A 22,369-nucleotide genomic window follows, 5' to 3' on the forward strand; every position below is an offset into this window, starting at 1 on the left:
ATTTGTTATTATTCTGTTTCAGTTTGAAAGGGATGCATGAAGTATTTAAGGTAAATAGTACATTTTAAGGCGATTAATCGTTGGCTCAAAGAGAGAGTAAAATACCTACTAATATTTTTACACATTATTTAATTTATAAGTTGAACCTCCTGAATATTCAGAAGGTTAGTTTATATTTTCTAGGATTGAGTTAATTTTTTCTAATTCAATCTATTGATAAATGAGCCTTGAGCGCATTGTGTATATAAATCTTCTGACCAAATAAAATGTCATCATCCCCACGAAAGGAGAAGCGAAATTTTTTCTTCCCGCTCTGACTTTCATTAGAGTAATTACCAATAACTCCAATCCTATATAAATCTATCAATATTTCATTTATTGAGTATTTTCCAAGAAGTTTTTTAGTCTCAATGTATGATTGAGCTATGCTTTCTGCATGTGTAGAAATCTCTTGAATGGTTGAGATTTGAGCATATCCATAGAGGATATTTTTGATCCCATTGATTTCTTCTGACTTATATTTTGCTTTTAGTTCTTCAGTCAGTTCAACCCAACATGCAGAAGAGTACCTCTTTCTAATCGCCTCCAGAGACTGAGTACTAAAAGCATTCTCCTCAGGATAGTTCTCTTGTGCGGATAGTAACAACCTAACAATATCACGAGGACGATACCAAGAGTTATGAAGAAGGTATGTTTGCGGTTTTTTATAATGGATACGTTTAGGGAAATAATTACTCCATAACTCACCCGGATTTAATATGTCTAATCCAAACTCCTCTCGCGAGTTATTAATCCTCTGTTCTACAATATGAAGTAATGGCTGTTGAATCGAATCAACGCCAGCACGGTTCCAAACTATATCAGTACCAAAATCAGTTAGTGGTTTATTTATTTCCTTACCTAAGGAATCAACGGAATTTAAAACCTCAGAACGGATAGCAGCAAACAAGCATAGTTTGAATCCATTCTTCTTACTTATAGAGTTTATCCGTTCAATCGTAATAATTAAATCTCTTAACAATCTAGAGTCACGCTGATATTGTTTTTTTGTTGTATAGTTAAGTTCAAGCTCATCAAAGAAAATATTAATACCATTTTTTGAAGGCTGAAGTAATTGAAATACAGAATCAGCCTCTTGAATTATTTTATAGAAAGCAACCTTTGCAACACCATTATTATCCCAATCAAAATCAAGATTTAACTTAGGATCCTTACTGATCTCGATATTGCCCTTCCTAATGTTTGGTATTAATTTTGAGAAAAAGCTTCTTTCAGTCTCTTCTATTTTCTCCGAACTCATTAAAGCTTGAAATTTTGAAAGACTTTCATTTTTCCGAAAAGCGTCAATAGAACCTTGACTTATCATATCAGATATAACTTTATATATAAACCAACGCCAAACATTTTCAAAATCATTTCCTTCAAAGTCAGAACTGTTTTCGATTACCTCTTCAATCCTTGAAGCTTTGCTGAAATCTTTCTTAGTGTCCTCACTAACTTCTGATTTAAACAGTATGAATTTTGATGTTGTGTTTTTTTGTTCATCCAAAACAATAGAGATATATCTTAATAGAGCAGTCTTACCTGTGCCTTTTAGGCCCGTAATGAAGTATTTACTATGATTTATGTATTTATCTATAATTAAAGCTGGAGGTACGACATACAGTTTTTTAAATCTTAACCTCTCCTCAGGGCTATTGGTTAATAGCTCATTTTTTGCATCTGTTGTACCCAAATATATTTGTGATAGCTTCATAATCGTCTCGATTGTCCTAGATTGATACAAATATGGTAGATGAGAATACTCTTACAATTAAATAACATTATCATGTAACTATTCCCAATAGAACAAAATTTAGTAACATTGTACTCTTATAATTTTATTTTGTGAAAGGAGTAATATAAAGAAGTAGTTGCAACGTCAGTTTCTGGCACAGAACAGCCTGTCAGATTAGGTTTGGCTCTATGCCATAGATGTGTCAGGTCAAATCGAAGCTAACAAAACTGAATGGTTTGTATACCACACGCAAAATAGCTGCCCTACCCCAGATCAATGCTCTCCTCTAAACACCTCTTTCCTATGCCATTCCACAAACTGCTCGCCCGGATAATTTTCTTTAACCGGTGGCAACGCAATCGCCTTTCCCGCAAAATCCCAGAACAGCCGCTGCACCACCCCACCGCCATTAACCGCACCTGAAACCACCACACGCATATTTTCATCTAGACCAATCGAGCCGCGATCGAACGCTTTATGATGAATCGCACACAGTGCCAAGCCATTGGGTACTTCACAAGGGCCATGATGCTGCTTCCATCTGATATGGGCAGCTTCCAGAGCAATCAGTGCATTGTCGTGGCGCATGTTGAAGCCGCAGATCGCGCACTGATAATTGTAAGCACGTAGCACCATCTGACGGAACTTCGGATCGCGTTGACGGAGAGAGGTGCGAATATCAAACCCCATCTCATCAGCGATGTCTTCCTGAATACTGGCCGGGAAATGCGCCTCCAGGAGCTGCTGCGCCAGCGTATCAATTAACCTGTGATTTTTTGCCACCAACGCAAAATTATCGGCATCAAATCCACCCGCGACATTATATTCGATGAGTTCACGTCGGGGCGGCTGGCGGCTACCCTTGGTTGAGCACAGTTCTGCGTTTTGTAGTTCCCAGAAGCCATCGCCCTTCAGACGCCAGAACGGCATGTCCGGGCGCTGGTCACGACGCTGCGGTCCATAACGTTCCAGGAGATCCAACAGGGGCTCGTAGATTTCAGAGCCATAGTTAAACAGGCGATCATGACCCTGCCGATAGTGTGAGAGGACGTGCAGCAGCAATAATGGCTTATGTGGCGCACGCTGTTCGCCTTTGCGCCAGATAGTGATATTTGATATCGCTTGCTTTAGGGTTTTGTCAGAGGCCATTACATTGAAGAATCCATGAGCACATATTTGCGATGATGCTCGCAACTATATGTACATTCAAGGCTTTATTGCAGATATCTTTTTTATTTGTCAGCTCTGTACCTGGCAGATGAAAACCCGATAACAACGGTAAAAAATACAGCGACCAACCAGCCCTAATCGGGCTGGTTGGTCATTTTAATTTAAACATCAATCAAGAAATAAAAGCACTCGTCTCACTCACCATGCCCCTGGTTGATCTTCGCATAGTCAAATGGCGTGATCCCTTTCTCCCGATTCGCATCCAGGAAATCAGCCCACCATTGCAGCATCAGCTTGCGTTCGTCGATAAACTCCGCCTTATGGATATACGCTGCCCGCACTGAGTTACGTTCCATATGGCTCATCTGTCGTTCTACCGCATCCTTTGACCATAACCCTGACTCAATCAATGAGCTACAAGCCATCGTGCGGAAGCCGTGACCACAAACCTCAACTTTAGTGTCATACCCCATCACCCGTAGCGCACTGTTCACCGTGTTTTCACTCATCGGCTTACGTGGATCGTGATCGCCAATAAAAATCAGTTCATGCTTGCCACAGAACTGCTTTATCTGTTTCAGGATCGCCAGTGCTTGCTTAGAAAGCGGCACCAAATGCGGTGTATGCATCTTTGATCCTCGGTGAGAATGCTTAACGTCAGGGATAGATTCTCTCTCTGGTGGAATCGTCCACATTGACGTTTCAAAATCAATCTCCGACCAACGAGCAAAACGTAGTTCACTGGATCGAATAAAAATCAGTAGGGTAAGTTCGGTTGCCCAGCGGGTTAATGGTCTTCCGGTATAGCCATCTATTTTCTGAAGCAGTTCTGGAATACGCTTTAAGGCCAGCGCAGGACGATGCTTTCGATTGCCAGAAGCAACCGCTCCTGCCATCTCCTGAGCCGGATTGTAATCAATTAAACCGCTTTGTACTGCATAACGCATGATGGCCGTAGTACGTTGTTGGAGACGGGAAGCCACTTCAAGACGTCCAGACGTCTCTACGGCCTTGATGGGAAGTAACAAATCGCGGGTGCTCAATTCAGCAATATTGCGCGTCCCAATCGCCGGAAAAACATTATCCTCCAGACTCTTTTTCACTCGCTCAGCGTGATCTTCCGACCATTTCTGGTTGGTCGCGAGCCAATCTCGGGCGACCTTCTCGAAAGTAATAATCTCTTTCGCCTGTTCTTCTTTCACAGCACGTTTATGTGCTCGAGGATCGATACCAGCAGCAACCAGCTTCCTGGCCTCCTCCCTTTTCTTCCTGGCATCCGCCAGTGAAACTTCGGGATAAACGCCAAACGCCATCACATGCTGCTTGCCACCAAAGCGAAAACGAAATCGCCAATATTTGGAGCCATTAGCATGTACCAGTAAAAACAGGCCGTCACCATCAGATAGCGGGTTTGCATTATCTTCAGGTTTTGCCGAACGGACTTTAGTATCAGTCAGAGCCATGATGGTTCTCCTTCCATGTACCGCCGTGAGTATACAAACATTATCGAATCAGCATATATACTCAGTTATATACTCACAAGCGACTTGATGTGGGTTGACCCGAGTTGACTTCAATTAAGGGGAAAATCGTGAAAAGCCTTGTGTGGCGCGGATTTCAGGCATAAAAAAGACCTCAGTTGAGGTCCATTTACATGCTTTTGGTGCCGAAGGCCGGACTCGAACCGGCACGTATTTCTACGGTTGATTTTGAATCAACTGCGTCTACCGATTTCGCCACTTCGGCACTGAAGAGGTATGCGGAAAACGTTGTGGATTATACCTGTCATACGCCGCCATGCAAGCACGAGCATACACCTGTATCGCTAAGTGCTGAAAATTTCAGCAGCGTTGAGTATTAAATAGAATAATCAGGCTACTTCCCGCCTTCTCCAGCAGATTAACGTCGGGCGTCCCTTGCCTCCATGCTCTACACTTTTCAGTTCAACACCACATTAAGGGAAACACAATGACGATAATAAAAAGCTACGCCGCCAAAGAGGCGGGCGGCGAGCTCGAACTCTATGAATATGATGCGGGAGAACTCCAACCGGAAGATGTCGAGGTACGGGTCGACTACTGCGGGATCTGCCATTCCGATCTGTCGATGATCGACAATGAATGGGGGTTCTCTCAATACCCTCTGGTTGCCGGACATGAGGTCATCGGTCGGGTGGCCGCACTCGGCAGCGCGGCACAGGATAAGGGGCTAAAAGTCGGCCAGCGCGTTGGAATCGGCTGGACGGCGCGCAGCTGCGGACACTGCGATGCCTGTATCAGCGGCAATCAAATTAACTGCCAGGAAGGCACAGTGCCCACTATCCTCAATCGTGGCGGTTTTGCCGAGAAGCTTCGCGCAGGCTGGCAGTGGGTAATTCCTCTTCCGGAGAATATAGATATGGCGTCCGCAGGCCCGCTGTTATGTGGCGGCATTACGGTCTTTAAACCGCTATTGATGCACCATATTACTGCTACCAGCCGCGTTGGCGTCATCGGTATTGGCGGGCTGGGGCATATCGCCATAAAGCTGTTACACGCGATGGGCTGCGAAGTCACCGCGTTCAGCTCCAATCCATCGAAAGAGCAGGAAGTGCTGGCGATGGGGGCCAATAACGTGGTGAACAGCCGCGATCCGGAAGCGTTAAAAGCACTGGCGGGCCAGTTCGATCTCATTATTAACACGGTCAACGTCGATCTCGACTGGCAGCCCTACTTCGAAGCGCTGACCTATGGCGGCAACTTCCATACCGTTGGGGCGGTATTGAAGCCGCTGCCCGTACCGGCGTTTACATTAATTGCCGGCGATCGCAGTATCTCAGGCTCGGCAACCGGAACGCCATATGAACTTCGCAAACTGATGAAATTCGCCGGACGCAGCAAAGTCGCGCCCACCACGGAACTGTTCGCAATGTCACAAATCAACGAGGCTATCCAGCACGTTCGCGACGGCAAAGCCCGCTATCGTGTAGTGCTAAAAGCTGACTTCTGACCGCCTGACTCAGCGCTTTGACAATGATCAGGAAGCGCTGAGTGCCTGACGAAAAGCCTGTACAGCCTGTCGGCACTGCTCCGTCACGTGCTCGATGTCATGATTAACATCGATACGCGCAATATCATGTTCATCGGCACAGGGTCGCTCCAGCGCGTCAAACTGACTTTGCAGCAGGTCTGGCGGCATAAAATGCCCGGCACGACGCTGCATTCGCAGCAGAATGGTAGCGTAATCGCCGTCCAGCCACAGGAAATGTACGTTAGGGCTACTCTTACGTAAAATATCGCGGTACTGTTTTTTTAATGACGAGCAGACAATAAATCCCGTCTCATTTTTTTTATAAAGACTGTATGAAGCGTCATTTAATCGTTCCAGCCAGGGTAAGCGGTCTTCATCAGTTAACGGTATTCCCTGAGACATTTTATCAATGTTTTTCGCCGGATGGAGATCATCGCCGTCAATAAACTTCGCAGAAAATAATGTTGCAATTTTGCTGCCTATTAAAGACTTACCACTACCTGAAACACCCATTAAAATATAGCTTTCCCCGGCCATTTAAATACCTCTGAGTCATATTCCACAACACAATATTACGCCTCTACGTTCGACAATTTCACGTTTTTTAATTTCCATAGAGAAGAACTCTAAGGCACATCACGTTATGCGTAACATTGTAGTGTAACAATTTTCCAGCGTGACATAAGTCACAAATAGTGACAAATAAAACCGCTTAAATGCGTTCAGGGTAACTACCTGACCAGTGAGGAATTTATGGAAGTAAAAACTCAATCCTGCGTTGTTGCGGGTAAGCGTGCTGTTGCCGTTACGGAACAAAATATTGAATGGAATAATAAAGGAACACTCGTACAAATTACCCGTGGCGGCATTTGTGGGTCTGACTTACATTATTATCAGGAAGGCAAAGTCGGCAATTTTACAGTAAAAGCGCCAATGATTTTAGGGCATGAAGTGATTGGCAAAATCGTTCATAGCGACTCAGATTTATTACGTGAAGGACAACCGGTAGCGATTAATCCATCGAAGCCTTGCGGTCATTGCAAATACTGTCTGCAGCATGAAGAAAACCACTGTACTGAAATGCGTTTCTTTGGCAGCGCCATGTATTTTCCGCATGTCGATGGCGGTTTTACCCGATTTAAAGCTGTCGATACCGCTCAGTGCATTCCCTGGCCGGAACAGGCGGACGAAAAAGCCATGGCCTTTGCCGAACCGCTGGCGGTTGCCATACATGCGGCTCATGAGGCGGGCGATCTGCAGGGCAAACGCGTCTTTATCTCCGGCGTTGGCCCTATCGGCTGCCTGATTGTTAGCGCGGTAAAAACGCTGGGCGCGGCGGAAGTGGTATGTGCCGATATCAGTACCCGTTCTCTCTCGCTGGCCCGGCAGATGGGCGCGGATACGCTGGTGAACCCACAGCATGATTCTCTTGATGGCTGGAAAGCAGAAAAAGGGTATTTCGATATCAGTTTTGAAGTCTCTGGGCATCCTTCCTCAATCTCAACGTGTCTGGAAGTCACACGGGCAAAAGGCGTGATGGTGCAGGTTGGCATGGGCGGCGCAGTTCCCAACTTCCCGATGATGATGGTAATAAGCAAAGAGATCTCCCTGAAAGGCTCTTTCCGCTTTACTACCGAATTTAATACTGCGGTTTCCTGGCTTGCCAACCGCGTTATCAATCCGCTGCCGTTACTGAGCGCGGAATATCCATTTACCGACCTGGAAGCGGCGCTGATCTTTGCCGGAGACAAAACACAGGCGGCAAAAGTTCAGCTCGTTTTCTGAGAAAGTAAAATAAGGGACACTATCATGAACGATCTTTTTTCACTGGCAGGTAAAAATATCCTTATCACCGGAGCCGCTCAGGGAATTGGTTATTTGCTGGCGACCGGTCTTGGTCGCTATGGCGCGCGCATTATTGTTAACGATATCACCCCGGAGCGCGCCGAAACAGCCGTGACGAAACTTCAGCAGGAAGGGATAAAGGCTATTGCCGCTCCCTTTAATGTCACCCATAAACAGGATATTGAAGCTGCGGTTGAACATATCGAAAAAGATATCGGCGTCATTGACGTCCTGATAAATAACGCCGGTATCCAGCGCCGTCATCCGTTTACTGAGTTTCCCGAGCAGGAGTGGAATGATGTCATCGCCGTAAATCAGACCGCGGTTTTTCTCGTCTCTCAGGCCGTTACGCGCCGTATGGTGGCGCGTCAGGCAGGAAAAGTGATCAACATCTGTTCGATGCAAAGCGAGCTGGGCCGCGACACGATTACGCCATACGCCGCGTCGAAGGGTGCCGTGAAGATGCTGACTCGCGGCATGTGCGTGGAGCTGGCGCGTCATAATATCCAGGTCAACGGTATTGCGCCGGGATACTTCAAAACGGAGATGACCAAAGCGCTGGTTGAAGATGAAGCCTTCACCTCCTGGCTATGCAAACGTACGCCTGCCGCACGCTGGGGCGATCCCCAGGAGCTTATTGGCGCAGCTGTGTTTCTCTCGTCAAAAGCTTCCGACTTTGTTAACGGACATCTGCTGTTTGTCGATGGCGGTATGCTGGTTGCCGTCTGACCAGGGAAATACGACGCAGCGCGTAAGCGCTGCTATTTTGGCGCTAATAAGAGAGACGAATATGCCATTAATAATTATTGCGGCAGGCGTTGCGCTGCTGTTGGTCTTAATGATTGGCTTTAAAGTTAACGGCTTTATCGCCCTTGTTCTGGTTGCCGCCGTGGTGGGATTTGCCGAAGGGATGGGCGCGCAAGACGTCCTGCACTCCATACAAAACGGAATTGGCGGTACTCTGGGCGGACTCGCCATGATCCTCGGTTTTGGCGCGATGCTGGGAAGATTAATTTCCGATACCGGCGCCGCGCAGCGCATTGCGACGACGCTCATTAATACGTTCGGCAAAAAACGCGTGCAATGGGCGCTGGTGATCACCGGGCTTATCGTCGGCCTGGCAATGTTTTTTGAAGTCGGATTCGTACTGCTGTTGCCGCTCGTTTTTACGATTGTGGCCTCATCGGGACTGCCCTTGCTGTATGTCGGGGTTCCAATGGTCGCCGCCTTATCCGTTACGCACTGCTTCCTGCCGCCGCATCCCGGCCCTACCGCTATTGCGACAATTTTTGAGGCAAATCTCGGTACGACCCTGCTGTATGGGTTAATCATTACCATACCGACCGTGATTGTTGCCGGCCCTCTGTTTTCAAAATTGCTGGCGCGCTTTGAGAAAGCGCCGCCTGAAGGATTATTTAATCCTCACCTATTCAGTGAAGAGGAGATGCCGTCATTCTGGAACAGTATTTTTGCCGCTGTGATCCCGGTCATTCTGATGGCCATCGCAGCGGTATGTGAAATCACGCTGCCAAAAACGAATGCCGTGCGGGTTTTCTTCGAATTTATTGGTAATCCAGCAGTGGCGTTGTTTATTGCCATTATCATCGCCATTTTTACGCTGGGCCGACGCAATGGACGTACGGTTGAGCAGGTGATGGATATCGTCGGCGAGTCCATTGGCGCTATTGCGATGATTGTTTTTATCATCGCGGGCGGCGGCGCGTTTAAGCAAGTGCTGGTGGATAGCGGCGTGGGTCAATATATCTCGCAATTAATGACTGGCACATCGCTATCTCCGTTATTAATGTGCTGGACGGTAGCCGCCGTGCTGCGTATTGCGTTAGGTTCCGCGACCGTGGCCGCGATAACCACAGCGGGCGTCGTATTGCCGATTATTAACGTAACCCACGCCGATCCGGCGTTAATGGTACTGGCGACAGGCGCAGGAAGCGTTATTGCATCACATGTTAACGATCCCGGTTTTTGGCTATTTAAAGGGTATTTTAATCTTAGCGTCGGGGAAACCCTACGCACCTGGACCGTTATGGAAACATTGATTTCTGTCATGGGATTGCTGGGCGTACTGGCGCTGAATGCGGTTCTGCATTAATTCATCATCCGCAGCCCAATTAACCATGGGGGCGACGTTCCCGCCCCCGGTACTGGAGAAAACATGAGGAATCACAGAATTTCTTTGCAGGATATCGCTACGCTTGCAGGCGTGACAAAAATGACGGTGAGCCGTTACATCCGCTCGCCGAAAAAAGTCGCCAGGGAAACCGGCGAGCGTATTGCGCAGATCATGGAGGAAATTAACTACATACCAAATCGCGCGCCAGCTATGCTGTTAAACGCGCAAAGTTACACTCTGGGCGTGCTGATCCCCTCTTTTCAGAACCAGTTGTTTGCCGACATTCTTGCCGGGATTGAATCCGTAACGTCGGGTCATAACTACCAAACTCTCATTGCGAATTACAATTACAATCGCGATTCGGAAGAAGAGTCCGTTATCAATTTACTGTCTTACAATATCGACGGAATTATTCTTTCAGAAAAATATCATACCCTCAGAACCGTCAAATTCCTGCGCTCAGCTACCCTCCCGATTGTAGAACTCATGGATATCCAGGGCGATCGCTTAGATATGGAGGTGGGGTTTGATAACCGTCAGGCCGCCTTTGATATGGTCAGCACCATGCTGGATAAACGCCAGCGGCGTAAAATCCTCTATCTGGGTTCAAAAGACGATATCCGTGATGAGCAGCGTTATCATGGCTACTGCGATGCGATGACGCGCCGGGGGCTGGCGCCGTTGCGCATCAATCCCCGCGCTATCTCCTCTATCCATCTGGGGATACAGCTAATGCGTGATGCGCTTACTGCGCACCCGGACGTGGATGGCGTCTTTTGTACAAATGACGATATCGCAATGGGCGCTCTACTGTGGTGCCGCGAGCGTCAACTGGCCGTACCGGAGCAGATCTCCATCGCCGGCTTCCACGGCCTGGAGATGGGCAGGCAAATGATACCGAGCCTCGCCAGCGTAATTACCCCTCGTTTTGAGATCGGGCGCAGAGCCGCGCAGATGTTGCTCAACAAAATTAAAAATAACGATCTCAACCATAATACGATTGATTTGGGTTATCAGATTTATCACGGCAGCACGTTATAAATTTTTTGATCTACTTTTTCCCGCAGCTTGCCTGAGCTTAACGCGTAGCCAAAAGCGCCACGTGTCAGGTTACGCGCTACATCATTCGAGTAATACCAGGCTGTCTGCCGGATGGCGGCGCTAACGCCTTATCCGGCCTACGGGTCCGGAGTAGGCCTGAAAAGCACAGCGCCATCAGGCCTACGATTACTGTGATTACGACTTACGCAGCATTAGCCACAGGCTAATCAGGAAGAAAGACGCGCTCGGCAGCAGCGCGCCGACAATCGGCGGAATGCCATATACCAGCGTCAGCGGGCCAAAAATCTGGTCGAGAACGTAAAAGACGAAGCCGAAGCTAATCCCCGTCACCACGCGCACGCCCATCGGCACACTACGCAGCGGTCCAAAGATAAACGACAGCGCCATCAGCATCATCACCGCTACGGAAAGCGGCTGGAATATTTTGCTCCACATATTCAGTTGGTAACGTCCGGCGTCTTGGCCGCTCGACTTCAGATATTTAACGTAGTTATGCAGACCGCTGATGGAAAGCGCATCCGGGTCCAGCGCCACCACGCCTAACTTATCCGGCGTCAGATTCGTTTTCCAGGTGCCGCTCACCGTCTGCGAACCGGTGATCTGTTTCGGGTTTTGCAGATCGGACTCATCCACCTGCGACAAACGCCAGACCTTATGCTCCGGGTCGAATTTTGCCGAAGCGGCGTAACGCACCGACTGCAAACGACGCTGATCGTTGAAAGCGTAAATACTAATGCCGGCCAGCTCCTCGTCGCCCTTCACCCGTTCAATATAGACAAAGTTATTCCCGTCTTTCGCCCACAGACCTTGCTGGGTGGAAAGCAGCGAACCGCCATACATCGCCTGCGCACGATAGTTACGCGCCATCTGCTCGCCCTGCGGGGCGACCCATTCGCCGATCGCCATGGTTAACAGCACCAGGGGGATAGCCGTTTTCATCACCGACAGCGCCACCTGCATACGGGTGAAACCCGATGCCTGCATCACCACCAGTTCGCTACGCTGCGCCAGCATCCCCAGTCCCAGCAGCGCGCCAAGCAGCGCCGCCATAGGAAAGAAGATCTGGATATCCTTAGGTACGCTGAGCAGGGTGTACATACCCGCGCCCAGCGCGTCGTAGTTACCCTGCCCCGCTTTTTTCAGCTGATCGACAAACTTGATGATCCCGGAGAGCGACACCAGCATGAACAACGTCATCATGATGGTGGTAAAAATGGTTTTACCGATATAGCGGTCAAGTACACCAAATGGCTGCATTATACCGCTCCTTTACGCAGAAAACGGGCACGCAGGCGGCGGACCGGCACCGTATCCCACAGGTTTAAACCAATCGCCAACGCCAGATAGATCAGGTTGACCGCCCACATCCAGATAACCGGGTCCAGTTTGCCTTTACCGCCATTCGATTTAATGGAGGTCTGGATCAGGAAGAACAGCAGATAAAGCAGCATGGCGGGCAACATAGACAAGACGCGCCCCTGACGTGGATTCACCACGCTGAGCGGCACGACCATCAGCGCCATCATAAATACGGTAAAGACTAACGTGATACGCCAGTGCAGCTCGGCGCGAGCGCGATCGTTGTCGGTATTCCACAGCGTGCGCATGTCCATCTGGTCGGTATCGTTCGGGTCCAGCGCCACGGCCTGATGGCCAATAATTGCCTGATAGTTCTGGAAGTCGGTGATGCGAAAATCGCGTAGCAACGCCGTTCCTTCAAAACGCGTCCCTTTGTTTAAGGTGACAACCTGGGAACCATCGCGCAACTGAGTAAGGTGTCCGGAATCGGCCACGACCACAGAAGGACGAGCATTGCCCTTAGGGCGAATCTGCGCCAGGAAAACATCGTGGAAGTCGCTGCCATCAACGCTTTCGATAAACAGCACCGAGCTGCCGTTGGTCGCCTGCTGGAATTGCCCCTGCGCCAATGCCGCCATACCGGGGTTCGCTTTCGCCTCCGCCAGTACTTCATCCTGGTGTTTTGACGACCAGGGGCCGGCCCACATCACGTTAACCGCCGCAAGGATACCGGTAAATAACGCCAGTACCATGGCGGCCTTTACCAGCACGGCTTTGCTCAACCCACAGGCGTGCATGACCGTAATTTCACTTTCGGTATACAGTTTGCCCAGCGTCATCAGCAGCCCCAGGAACAGGCTTAAAGGCAGGATGAGCTGCGCCATTTCCGGTACGCCCAGCCCCAGAAGCGAGAGCACCAGATTTGCGGGAATATCGCCGTCAACCGCCGCGCCGAGAATCCTCACTAACTTTTGACAAAAGAAGATCAAAAGTAAGATGAAGAGTATCGCCAGCTGGCTTTTGAGCGTCTCCCGCACCAGATATCTTATGATTATCACTTTAAATACGCCCGTAAAAACCCATTTTTTTGCTGGAATTTAGCTTGTTTCATGGCTTAAACGTCATTTATTCTCTTGAGTCGTCGAAATCATCGCTAAGATCATTATACTCAGCGGATTCACCTCTCAGAACTTGTTCTGACGTGCCAATGCCGTAATAACGTTAAGATTAACACGAAGTCACCGCAACAGCGGACATGAGTTACGAAAGCTTTCAATTTCTATACTCTAATGGATTTCGAGTTGCAGGCAGGCGGCAAGACTGTGAAGCCCCGGAGCTTACATCAGGTAAGTAACAGGGATGAGCAGGCGCAGCCAACGCATCTGCAACTTGAAAGACGACGAGTATAGCCGTAGCCACCACTGTTGTCTTTAAGATTCAGGAGCATAGTGCATGGAGTTCAGTGTAAAAAGCGGTAGCCCGGAGAAACAGCGGAGTGCCTGCATTGTCGTGGGCGTCTTTGAACCGCGTCGCCTTTCTCCGATTGCAGAACAGCTCGACAAAATTAGCGACGGATACATCAGCGCATTACTGCGTCGCGGCGAACTGGAAGGAAAACCGGGGCAGACTCTGTTGCTGCACCATGTTCCTAACGTTCTTTCCGAGCGAATCCTCCTCATTGGTTGCGGCAAAGAGCGCGAGCTTGATGAACGTCAGTATAAGCAGGTTATTCAGAAAACGATAAATACTCTGAATGATACCGGTTCGATGGAAGCCGTCTGTTTCCTGACCGAACTGCACGTCAAAGGCCGCAACAACTACTGGAAAGTGCGTCAGGCCGTCGAAACGGCCAAAGAGACGCTTTATAGCTTTGATCAACTCAAGACCAACAAGAGCGAGCCGCGCCGCCCGCTACGTAAGATGGTCTTTAATGTGCCGACCCGCCGTGAGCTCACCAGCGGCGAACGCGCCATTCAGCACGGTCTGGCCATCGCCGCCGGGATTAAGGCCGCGAAAGATCTCGGCAACATGCCGCCCAATATCTGTAACGCCGCCTACCTGGCGTCACAGGCGCGCCAGTTGGCTGACAGCTACAGCAAAAATGTCATCACCCGCGTCATCGGCGAACAGCAAATGCGCGAACTGGGTATGAACGCTTATCTGGCGGTCGGCCACGGTTCGCAGAATGAATCGCTGATGTCGGTGATTGAGTACAAGGGCAATCCGTCCGAAGACGCGCGCCCGATCGTGCTGGTGGGTAAAGGCCTGACCTTCGACTCCGGCGGCATCTCCATCAAGCCATCTGAAGGGATGGACGAGATGAAGTACGACATGTGCGGCGCGGCGGCGGTTTACGGCGTGATGCGTATGGTCGCCGAGCTTCAGCTACCGATTAACGTTATCGGCGTGCTGGCGGGCTGTGAAAACATGCCGGGCGGACGCGCGTATCGTCCGGGCGACGTGCTGACCACCATGTCTGGTCAAACGGTTGAAGTGCTGAATACCGATGCTGAAGGCCGTCTGGTACTGTGCGACGTGCTGACCTACGTTGAGCGCTTCGAACCGGAAGCCGTCATTGACGTCGCGACGCTAACCGGCGCCTGCGTGATTGCGCTGGGCCATCACATCACCGGTCTGATGTCGAACCATAACCCGCTGGCGCATGAACTGATCGGCGCGTCCGAGCAAGCGGGCGACCGCGCGTGGCGTCTGCCGCTGGGCGATGAGTTCCAGGAACAACTGGAGTCCAACTTTGCGGATATGGCGAATATTGGTGGTCGTCCTGGCGGCGCTATCACCGCGGGCTGCTTCCTGTCACGCTTTACCCGTAAGTATAACTGGGCGCACCTGGATATCGCCGGCACCGCCTGGCGCTCCGGCAAAGCGAAAGGCGCGACGGGTCGTCCGGTAGCGCTGCTGTCGCAGTTCCTGCTCAATCGTGCGGGCTTTAACGGCGAAGAGTAAGTTTGAGATTACCCCGTAGGCCTGATAAGGCGTATTAGCGCCGCCATCAGGCGTTTTGCCGGATGGCGCTGCGCTTATCCGGCCTACGGGAGGCATCATGACAACGCATTTAAATCCACCACAAGAAGCCCCATATATGAAAAATGCGACGTTCTATCTTCTGGATAATGACACCACCGTCAACGGTTTAAGCGCCGTTGAACAACTGGTGTGTGAAATTGCCGCAGAACGTTGGCGCGCGGGCAAGCGCGTGCTGATCGCCTGCGAAGATGAGAAGCAGGCCATTCGGCTGGATGAAGCGCTGTGGGCAAGACCGGCGGAAAGTTTTGTCCCGCACAATCTGGCAGGCGAAGGCCCACGCGGCGGCGCGCCGGTTGAAATCGCTTGGCCGCAAAAACGCAACAGCAGCCCGCGCGATATTTTAATCAGCCTGCGTACAAGCTTTGCAGATTTTGCCACCGCTTTCACAGAAGTGGTAGACTTCGTCCCTTACGAAGAAACTTTGAAACAACTGGCGCGCGAACGCTACAAAGCCTACCGCGTGGCTGGTTTTAACCTGAATACGGCAACCTGGAAATAATGGAAAAGACATATAACCCCCAAGATATCGAACAGCCGCTTTACGAGCACTGGGAAAAGCAGGGCTATTTCAAGCCTAACGGCGACGAAAGCAAAGAGTCCTTCTGCATCATGATCCCGCCGCCGAACGTCACCGGCAGTTTGCATATGGGACATGCTTTCCAGCAAACCATCATGGATACCATGATCCGTTACCAGCGTATGCAGGGTAAAAACACCCTGTGGCAGGTCGGCACCGACCACGCCGGGATCGCGACCCAGATGGTGGTTGAGCGCAAGATTGCCGCTGAAGAAGGTAAAACCCGTCACGACTACGGCCGCGATGCGTTTATCGACAAAATCTGGCAATGGAAAGCGGAATCCGGCGGCACCATTACCCGTCAGATGCGCCGTCTCGGCAACTCCGTTGACTGGGAGCGCGAGCGCTTCACCATGGACGAAGGTCTTTCCAATGCCGTGAAAGAAGTCTTTGTCCGCCTGTACAAAGAAGACCTGATTTACCGTGGCAAACGCCTGGTGAACTGGGACCCGAAACTGCGTACCGCCATCTCTGACCTGGAAGTGGAAAACCGCGAGTCCAAAGGCTCGATGTGGCACATCCGCTATCCGCTTGCCGACGGCGCGAAAACCGCAGACGGTAAAGATTACCTGGTTGTCGCCACCACCCGTCCGGAAACCGTACTGGGCGATACCGGCGTGGCCGTGAACCCGGAAGATCCGCGTTATAAAGATTTGATTGGCAAATTCGTTATTCTGCCGCTGGTTAACCGCCGCATTCCGATTGTGGGCGACGAACACGCCGATATGGAAAAAGGCACCGGCTGCGTGAAGATCACCCCGGCGCACGACTTTAACGACTATGAAGTCGGGAAACGTCACGCCCTGCCGATGATCAACATCCTGACCTTTGATGGCGACATTCGCGAAAGCGCGGAAGTGTTCGATACCAAAGGTGAAGAGTCTGACGTTTATTCCAGCGAGATTCCGGCTGAGTTCCAAAAGCTGGAACGCTTTGCTGCCCGTAAGGCCATCGTTGCTGCCGTTGACGCGCTGGGCCTGTTGGAAGAAATTAAACCGCACGATCTGACCGTCCCTTACGGCGACCGTGGCGGCGTGGTTATCGAACCGATGCTAACCGACCAGTGGTACGTCCGTGCAGACGTGCTGGCGAAACCGGCGGTGGAAGCGGTTGAAAACGGCGACATTCAGTTCGTGCCGAAGCAGTACGAAAACATGTACTTCTCCTGGATGCGTGATATCCAGGACTGGTGTATCTCTCGTCAGTTGTGGTGGGGTCACCGTATCCCGGCATGGTATGACAACGACGGCAACGTCTACGTTGGCCGTACCGAAGACGAAGTGCGTCAGGAAAATAACCTCGGCGCCGACATTCAGCTTCGTCAGGACGAAGACGTTCTTGATACCTGGTTCTCTTCCGCGCTGTGGACTTTCTCCACCCTCGGCTGGCCGGAAAACACCGACGCGCTGCGTCAGTTCCACCCCACCAGCGTGATGGTGTCCGGCTTCGATATCATCTTCTTCTGGATTGCCCGCATGATCATGATGACCATGCACTTCATCAAAGATGAAAACGGCAAGCCGCAGGTGCCGTTCCATACTGTCTACATGACCGGTCTGATTCGCGACGACGAAGGCCAGAAGATGTCCAAATCCAAGGGTAACGTTATCGACCCGCTGGATATGGTGGACGGCATCTCCCTGCCGGAACTGCTGGAAAAACGCACCGGCAATATGATGCAGCCGCAGATGGCGGAGAAAATCCGCAAGCGTACCGAGAAGCAGTTCCCGAACGGCATCGAGCCGCACGGCACCGACGCCCTGCGCTTTACCCTGGCGGCGCTGGCCTCGACCGGTCGCGACATCAACTGGGATATGAAGCGTCTGGAAGGCTACCGTAACTTCTGTAACAAGCTGTGGAACGCCAGCCGCTTTGTGCTGATGAACACCGAAGAGCAGGATTGCGGCTTCAACGGCGGCGAAATGACCCTGTCGCTGGCGGACCGCTGGATCCTGGCGGAATTCAACCAGACCGTTAAAGCCTACCGCGACGCGCTGGACAGCTTCCGCTTCGATATCGCCGCGGGCATTCTGTATGAATTCACCTGGAACCAGTTCTGCGACTGGTATCTGGAGCTGACCAAGCCGGTAATGAGCGGTGGCAGCGAAGCCGAACTGCGCGGCACCCGCCATACGCTGGTCACCGTACTGGAAGGTCTGCTGCGCCTGGCGCACCCGATCATTCCGTTCATCACCGAAACCATCTGGCAGCGCGTGAAGGTTATCTGTGGCATTACCGCCGACACCATCATGCTGCAGCCGTTCCCGGAATATAACGCCGCACAGGTGGATGAAGCCGCGTTGGCCGATACCGAGTGGCTGAAGCAGGCGATCGTCGCGGTACGTAACATTCGTGCGGAAATGAACATCGCCCCGGGCAAACCGCTGGAACTGCTGCTGCGCGGCTGTAGTGAAGAAGCCGTTCGTCGTGTTAACGACAACCGTAGCTTCCTGCAAACCCTGGCGCGTCTGGAAAGCATCACCGTGCTGCCAGCCGATGACAAAGGTCCGGTTTCCGTGACCAAAATCATCGACGGCGCCGAACTGCTGATCCCGATGGCAGGCCTCATCAACAAAGACGATGAGCTGGCGCGTCTGGCGAAAGAAGTGGCGAAAATCGAAGGCGAGATTGCCCGTATCGAAGGCAAACTGTCCAACGAAGGTTTCGTCGCCCGTGCGCCGGAAGCGGTGATTGCCAAAGAGCGTGAGAAGCTGGACGGTTACGCAGAAGCCAAAGCGAAGCTGATTGAGCAGCAGGCGGTTATTAGCGCGCTGTAATCTGAAAGCCTGATGGCGCTTCGCTTACCAGGCCTACACGTTCGCTTATTGACATGGCGCGATCGGTAGGCCGGATAAGGCATTCACGCCGCCATCCGACAACATGAATTATGGGCCGACGTAAACGTCGGCCTTTTTACATCAGATAAACGGGAAGTAAGGCATGATGCCACGAGAAATCCACATTAGCGGGCTGTTTTCCAGCGGCTTCTCATCATTGGTTAACTCAAGCGAATCCAGATCGCCCTGGACCTGTGTATTCTGCGCCAGCCAGCTCACCAGCCAAATTTTCAACCACGGATAAGCCAGCCCTAAGGTCACGCCGGAAATCACAAACACCACCAGTAACCGCCACAGCATACCGTGTGCAGTGACAGAGGAATGAAAACGAATCGAATCGTTCGCCAGTGACAAATTGTTTAAAAACAGGTTGCGTAACGCCACATATAAGTAACTGGTTACCACAATAATCGCGAGAAAATAGAGGAAATAACATGCCATTATCTGGCCATAATATTGCAGAATAAGCGCCCCTCCTGCCTGCGCATTCCCCATCATACTCAAAAGAATCATGTCGGTGAACACCGGCGCGATTAGATAACCAATCACGACAGCAAAAGGGAAAAGGGTCAACATTGCCAACACGCACCCTCTGATGCACGTTTTAACATTAACCTGAATCGAGAAACGATGAATGCCAAAGTTTGCGCCATTGCCAAACAAGGTCATCCATTTGCTGTAGGTAATACCGTTAATGACCCCTATCCCAATAATAGCCAGCAAACCGAGAAAAACGATATTGAACACTAAACCGCCGACGGCGATGGTTACCAGTGAGATAATATAAAGAACAATATAAAGCGCCACCATCAGGAGTACCGGGAGAGCGAACATGTACCACCAGGCGCGCCGCATGGAACACTGGAATCCAAAATGTACGCCATTAAGCGAAGTCATCATCGCCTGATACTGTAATCCTTTCACCGCCATAAAAGGAATAATCGCAATTAATAAGCCGAATAGCGTAAAACCGAGACCGGGATGACCGTGTTCAATAAGAGAGAGGCTAACAATATAAATAATAAAAACTAACAACACACTAATAAATAATGCGCCGCCCGTGGCTTTGTAAGCAAAAGGCTGATTGTTTAGCGTCATATTAGTATAAATATAACGTCGACATTTCACCATCGCCCACGGCGCATAGATTCCAAACGTGATACACGTCAACAAGAAATTCACAAGGCAAATAACAAAATACTTTCCGCCCTTGCCTGTAAACACCAACGTGTGATTATGGTTATCTTTACTACTGATAACGTTATTCATGAATCATATCCCTGAATTACAATCTATTAGAATTAATAATAAAAACCAGTAAATTGTTACTGATTTGACTACGATACTATTTTTATTTAATTTTTCCGCCTTTTATTTTGTCTGATTTAGGATCTCCTTGCGCGTAACTCAAGACGGTGGTATTAAAGTAATCTATAAATAAATTTTAAAAATTGAGCCATATTATGAATAATGTCGCCTCGCCAACGCTCACGGTGCGCCGAATCACTACCGCCGACAATGCCGCTATTGCCCGTGTCATCCGTCAGGTTTCAGCGGAATACGGACTTACCGCCGATAAAGGTTATACCGTTGCCGACCCCAATCTGGATGAACTGTATCAGGTTTATAGCCAACCGGGCGCGGCCTACTGGGTGGTAGAGCAAAACGGTTGTGTGGTGGGCGGCGGCGGCGTGGCGCCGTTATCCTGTAGCGAACCAGACATTTGTGAACTGCAAAAAATGTATTTTTTACCGGTGATTCGTGGCCAGGGGCTGGCGAAAAAGCTGGCGCTGATGGCGCTGGATCATGCCCGTAAACAGGGTTTTAAACGCTGCTATCTGGAAACAACGGCTTTTTTACGCGAGGCGATTGCGCTATACGAACGTTTAGGATTTGAACATATTAGCGAACCGCTCGGCTGCACCGGACATGTCGATTGCGAAGTGAGGATGTTAAAGGATCTCTGAAAACCAGGCGTTTATTTATCCTCGCCAGGTATTATTTTTGCTGATATAAGTAATCCCGGAAACATCCTGTTATCCGGGAATCACTTATTATTCAAGGAAGTTATAAATGAAACGCCTATTATCAGCAATTGTTTTCCCCGCTATGTTTATTAGTATCTCTAATGTATATGCATTAGATATACAGCCCGGCGAATGGAAAATGGAAAATATAGAAATGCGCACCATCAATCCAGATACAAAAGAAGTATTAATGGATGAAAAAAATTCGGGCATAGCGACGCTTATGTGTTATACCCCTAAAATGTCTGAAGATTCTAAAAAAATGGTGAAGGGTTTTTCTACCAGTGCAGGCGGTTGCACGACAACATTTGTAGAAAGTACGGATACCAAACTGATCAATGAGACTGTCTGTAATAATCCTGATGTCAAATCGCACTCTATTGTAGAAACGACGAAAATAAGCGATACAGAATTTGCGATGACCATGAAATCGGATGTCGATGCAGGAGGTAATAAAACAACCTCCATCAACAAAATTAAACAAACCTTTGTTGGCAAGACCTGCTCTGAAGCGTCAAAAGGCGTGAAACAGTAAGTATTTCAACACAAGAACCCGTAGTGATGATGCAAAAATGGCATTGTTCACGGTCACCTTTCGGGAATATAACACTGAGTGAGTTCTTTTTGCCTGCCGCAGGGCAGGCTTTACTCAGGACAGAATATCATGAAAATGACTTTTCCTGCTCGCCAGCAGTTTGATGCCGGGCGGATGACCACGCAGGTGACGACAGCGTAAAAGATAAAAACGCTAATCTTTAATTTTACCCTTTATCCGGCGGCTGGCACGCCGCTATGAAAACGAAACTCGCGGTCTGGCGACAAGATAAGGTCAGCTTCCACCTCACCAAAATAGCGCACGCGCGCAGAAATGTCCTCGGCGGAAATCTGCTGCGCCAGCGCCAGGTAATCCTGATAATGCCGCGCTTCGGAGCGCAGAAGCGAGAGATAAAACGTCTGTAAATCCTCATCCAGCCAGGGCGCCAGAGCGGCAAAACGTTCGCAGGAGCGGGCTTCGATATACGCCCCGCAAATCAGCTTATCAATTAAGGTGAGCGGTTCGTGCGTGCGTACCGCTTTCAACATTCCTTTCGCGTAGCGGCTGGCGGTGATTTTCACATAAGGAATGTTTCTGGCCTGCATGACCTCGCGTACCTGCCAAAAATGGTGCAACTCCTCTTTAATCAATAACACCATACGGTCGATAAGCTGACGACCCCAGGGGTCATCAGTTTGCGGCATGGCGCTTTTGCTAATCTGTCTATGCAGGGCAACAAAATCCGGCTCCGGCCCCTGACGAAACGCGAACGCCTCGTAAGGTTGCAGCCAGGCGAGCAGCGCGTCGGCGCCCGATTTATCGGCGACATATTTACGCACCAACAGCAACGCGGTTTGCGCAGCCTTCAGTTCGCAGATCAAGTGATCGGTAAGCAGAAGAGGAAGATTTTGCGGATCGCGGGCCTGGACAATCCACGCCTGCGGCGTCGGGCAATGCAGGAAATTAAGCACCGGAGAGAGTATTTGCGGGTAATTCATACGTAACCTGTTAAAAAATACGACAGCAGACGCTGCCGTACCGTCATACTATGCAGC

Annotated in this window: 18 protein-coding genes, 1 tRNA gene and 1 pseudogene; 10 read left to right on the forward strand and 10 right to left on the reverse strand. The window is 50.0% G+C overall.

What is annotated here, in order from left to right; translation table 11 throughout:
* Positions 1-205 precede the first annotated feature (205 nt).
* The 4 genes from QEN32_RS19200 to QEN32_RS19215 all read right to left on the reverse strand — a co-directional run bounded on the left by QEN32_RS19200 (position 206) and on the right by QEN32_RS19215 (position 4,693).
* On the reverse strand, positions 206-1,756 hold the full coding sequence (locus tag QEN32_RS19200) for a hypothetical protein (RefSeq protein ID WP_094884503.1): 1,551 nt from the start codon (positions 1,754-1,756) through the stop codon (positions 206-208).
* Positions 1,757-2,050: 294 nt separating this feature from the next.
* Positions 2,051-2,926 carry a phosphorothioated DNA-binding restriction endonuclease gene (locus QEN32_RS19205; protein ID WP_265322036.1) on the reverse strand — a complete coding sequence of 292 codons (876 nt, stop codon included), beginning with the start codon at positions 2,924-2,926 and terminating at the stop codon, positions 2,051-2,053.
* A gap of 215 nt (positions 2,927-3,141) precedes the next feature.
* On the reverse strand, positions 3,142-4,410 hold the full coding sequence (locus tag QEN32_RS19210; RefSeq protein ID WP_265322037.1) for an integrase arm-type DNA-binding domain-containing protein: 1,269 nt from the start codon (positions 4,408-4,410) through the stop codon (positions 3,142-3,144).
* A 198-nt stretch (positions 4,411-4,608) separates the two neighbouring features.
* Positions 4,609-4,693, reverse strand: a tRNA-Leu gene (locus QEN32_RS19215).
* 222 nt (positions 4,694-4,915) lie between these two features.
* Here QEN32_RS19215 and QEN32_RS19220 point away from each other — a divergent pair.
* Positions 4,916-5,935, forward strand: a complete 1,020-nt coding sequence (locus tag QEN32_RS19220) for an NAD(P)-dependent alcohol dehydrogenase (RefSeq protein WP_000152567.1) — start codon at positions 4,916-4,918, stop codon at positions 5,933-5,935.
* A 27-nt stretch (positions 5,936-5,962) separates the two neighbouring features.
* Here the strand turns inward: QEN32_RS19220 and idnK are convergent, their stop codons facing one another.
* Positions 5,963-6,493: a gluconokinase gene (gene idnK, locus QEN32_RS19225; protein ID WP_031605779.1), complete on the reverse strand. Its 531-nt coding sequence runs from the start codon at positions 6,491-6,493 to the stop codon at positions 5,963-5,965.
* 216 nt (positions 6,494-6,709) lie between these two features.
* On the opposite strand from idnK, the gene idnD reads away from it, so the two are divergent.
* From idnD to QEN32_RS19245, 4 genes are all read left to right on the forward strand, one after another.
* Entirely contained in the window at positions 6,710-7,741 is a 1,032-nt protein-coding gene (idnD, locus tag QEN32_RS19230) for an L-idonate 5-dehydrogenase (RefSeq protein WP_000453354.1), read from the forward strand.
* A gap of 24 nt (positions 7,742-7,765) precedes the next feature.
* A complete protein-coding gene (idnO, locus tag QEN32_RS19235) occupies positions 7,766-8,530 on the forward strand; it encodes a gluconate 5-dehydrogenase (RefSeq protein WP_000998688.1) in 765 nt (254 codons plus the stop codon).
* A gap of 61 nt (positions 8,531-8,591) precedes the next feature.
* On the forward strand, positions 8,592-9,911 hold the full coding sequence (idnT, locus tag QEN32_RS19240; RefSeq protein WP_001128356.1) for a gnt-II system L-idonate transporter: 1,320 nt from the start codon (positions 8,592-8,594) through the stop codon (positions 9,909-9,911).
* A 63-nt stretch (positions 9,912-9,974) separates the two neighbouring features.
* A complete protein-coding gene (locus tag QEN32_RS19245) occupies positions 9,975-10,973 on the forward strand; it encodes a LacI family DNA-binding transcriptional regulator (RefSeq protein ID WP_001244065.1) in 999 nt (332 codons plus the stop codon).
* A gap of 195 nt (positions 10,974-11,168) precedes the next feature.
* On the opposite strand, the gene lptG is transcribed toward QEN32_RS19245, so the two are convergent.
* The 3 genes from lptG to QEN32_RS19260 all read right to left on the reverse strand — a co-directional run bounded on the left by lptG (position 11,169) and on the right by QEN32_RS19260 (position 13,465).
* Positions 11,169-12,251: an LPS export ABC transporter permease LptG gene (gene lptG, locus QEN32_RS19250; protein WP_001182242.1), complete on the reverse strand. Its 1,083-nt coding sequence runs from the start codon at positions 12,249-12,251 to the stop codon at positions 11,169-11,171.
* Positions 12,251-13,351, reverse strand: coding sequence for an LPS export ABC transporter permease LptF (gene lptF, locus QEN32_RS19255; RefSeq protein WP_000584132.1), 1,101 nt, complete (start codon positions 13,349-13,351; stop codon positions 12,251-12,253). The genes lptG and lptF overlap by 1 nt, the downstream gene beginning before the upstream one ends.
* A 63-nt stretch (positions 13,352-13,414) precedes the next feature.
* Complete coding sequence (locus QEN32_RS19260) at positions 13,415-13,465, reverse strand: hypothetical protein (RefSeq protein ID WP_212724070.1); 51 nt, start codon at positions 13,463-13,465, stop codon at positions 13,415-13,417.
* 280 nt (positions 13,466-13,745) lie between these two features.
* Here QEN32_RS19260 and pepA point away from each other — a divergent pair, with 280 nt between their 5' ends.
* The 3 genes from pepA (at position 13,746) to QEN32_RS19275 (ending at position 18,692) form a co-directional block, all read left to right on the forward strand.
* Positions 13,746-15,257 (forward strand): leucyl aminopeptidase, encoded by a 1,512-nt coding sequence (pepA, locus tag QEN32_RS19265; RefSeq protein ID WP_000397158.1) that lies wholly within the window; start codon positions 13,746-13,748, stop codon positions 15,255-15,257.
* A 136-nt stretch (positions 15,258-15,393) separates the two neighbouring features.
* On the forward strand, positions 15,394-15,837 hold the full coding sequence (gene holC / locus QEN32_RS19270) for a DNA polymerase III subunit chi (protein ID WP_001523689.1): 444 nt from the start codon (positions 15,394-15,396) through the stop codon (positions 15,835-15,837).
* On the forward strand, positions 15,837-18,692 hold the full coding sequence (locus tag QEN32_RS19275; RefSeq protein ID WP_094897430.1) for a valine--tRNA ligase: 2,856 nt from the start codon (positions 15,837-15,839) through the stop codon (positions 18,690-18,692). Before holC ends, QEN32_RS19275 begins: the two co-directional genes overlap by 1 nt.
* A 141-nt stretch (positions 18,693-18,833) precedes the next feature.
* Here QEN32_RS19275 and QEN32_RS19280 read toward each other — a convergent pair whose 3' ends face one another.
* Positions 18,834-20,021 carry a YjgN family protein gene (locus tag QEN32_RS19280; RefSeq protein ID WP_001066968.1) on the reverse strand — a complete coding sequence of 396 codons (1,188 nt, stop codon included), beginning with the start codon at positions 20,019-20,021 and terminating at the stop codon, positions 18,834-18,836.
* Positions 20,022-20,215: 194 nt separating this feature from the next.
* Here QEN32_RS19280 and QEN32_RS19285 point away from each other — a divergent pair, with 194 nt between their 5' ends.
* Both QEN32_RS19285 and QEN32_RS19290 read left to right on the forward strand, forming a co-directional pair.
* Positions 20,216-20,719 (forward strand): GNAT family N-acetyltransferase, encoded by a 504-nt coding sequence (locus QEN32_RS19285; RefSeq protein WP_047605410.1) that lies wholly within the window; start codon positions 20,216-20,218, stop codon positions 20,717-20,719.
* Positions 20,720-20,825: 106 nt separating this feature from the next.
* Entirely contained in the window at positions 20,826-21,314 is a 489-nt protein-coding gene (locus tag QEN32_RS19290; protein ID WP_000826193.1) for a DUF3617 domain-containing protein, read from the forward strand.
* A 233-nt stretch (positions 21,315-21,547) separates the two neighbouring features.
* Here the strand turns inward: QEN32_RS19290 and miaE are convergent.
* A pseudogene (gene miaE / locus QEN32_RS19295) lies at positions 21,548-22,359 on the reverse strand (tRNA isopentenyl-2-thiomethyl-A-37 hydroxylase MiaE).
* Positions 22,360-22,369 lie beyond the last annotated feature (10 nt).

It is taken from the genome of Salmonella sp. SA14318 (genome assembly GCF_029866905.1).
Classification (GTDB): Bacteria; Pseudomonadota; Gammaproteobacteria; order Enterobacterales; family Enterobacteriaceae; genus Salmonella; species Salmonella enterica.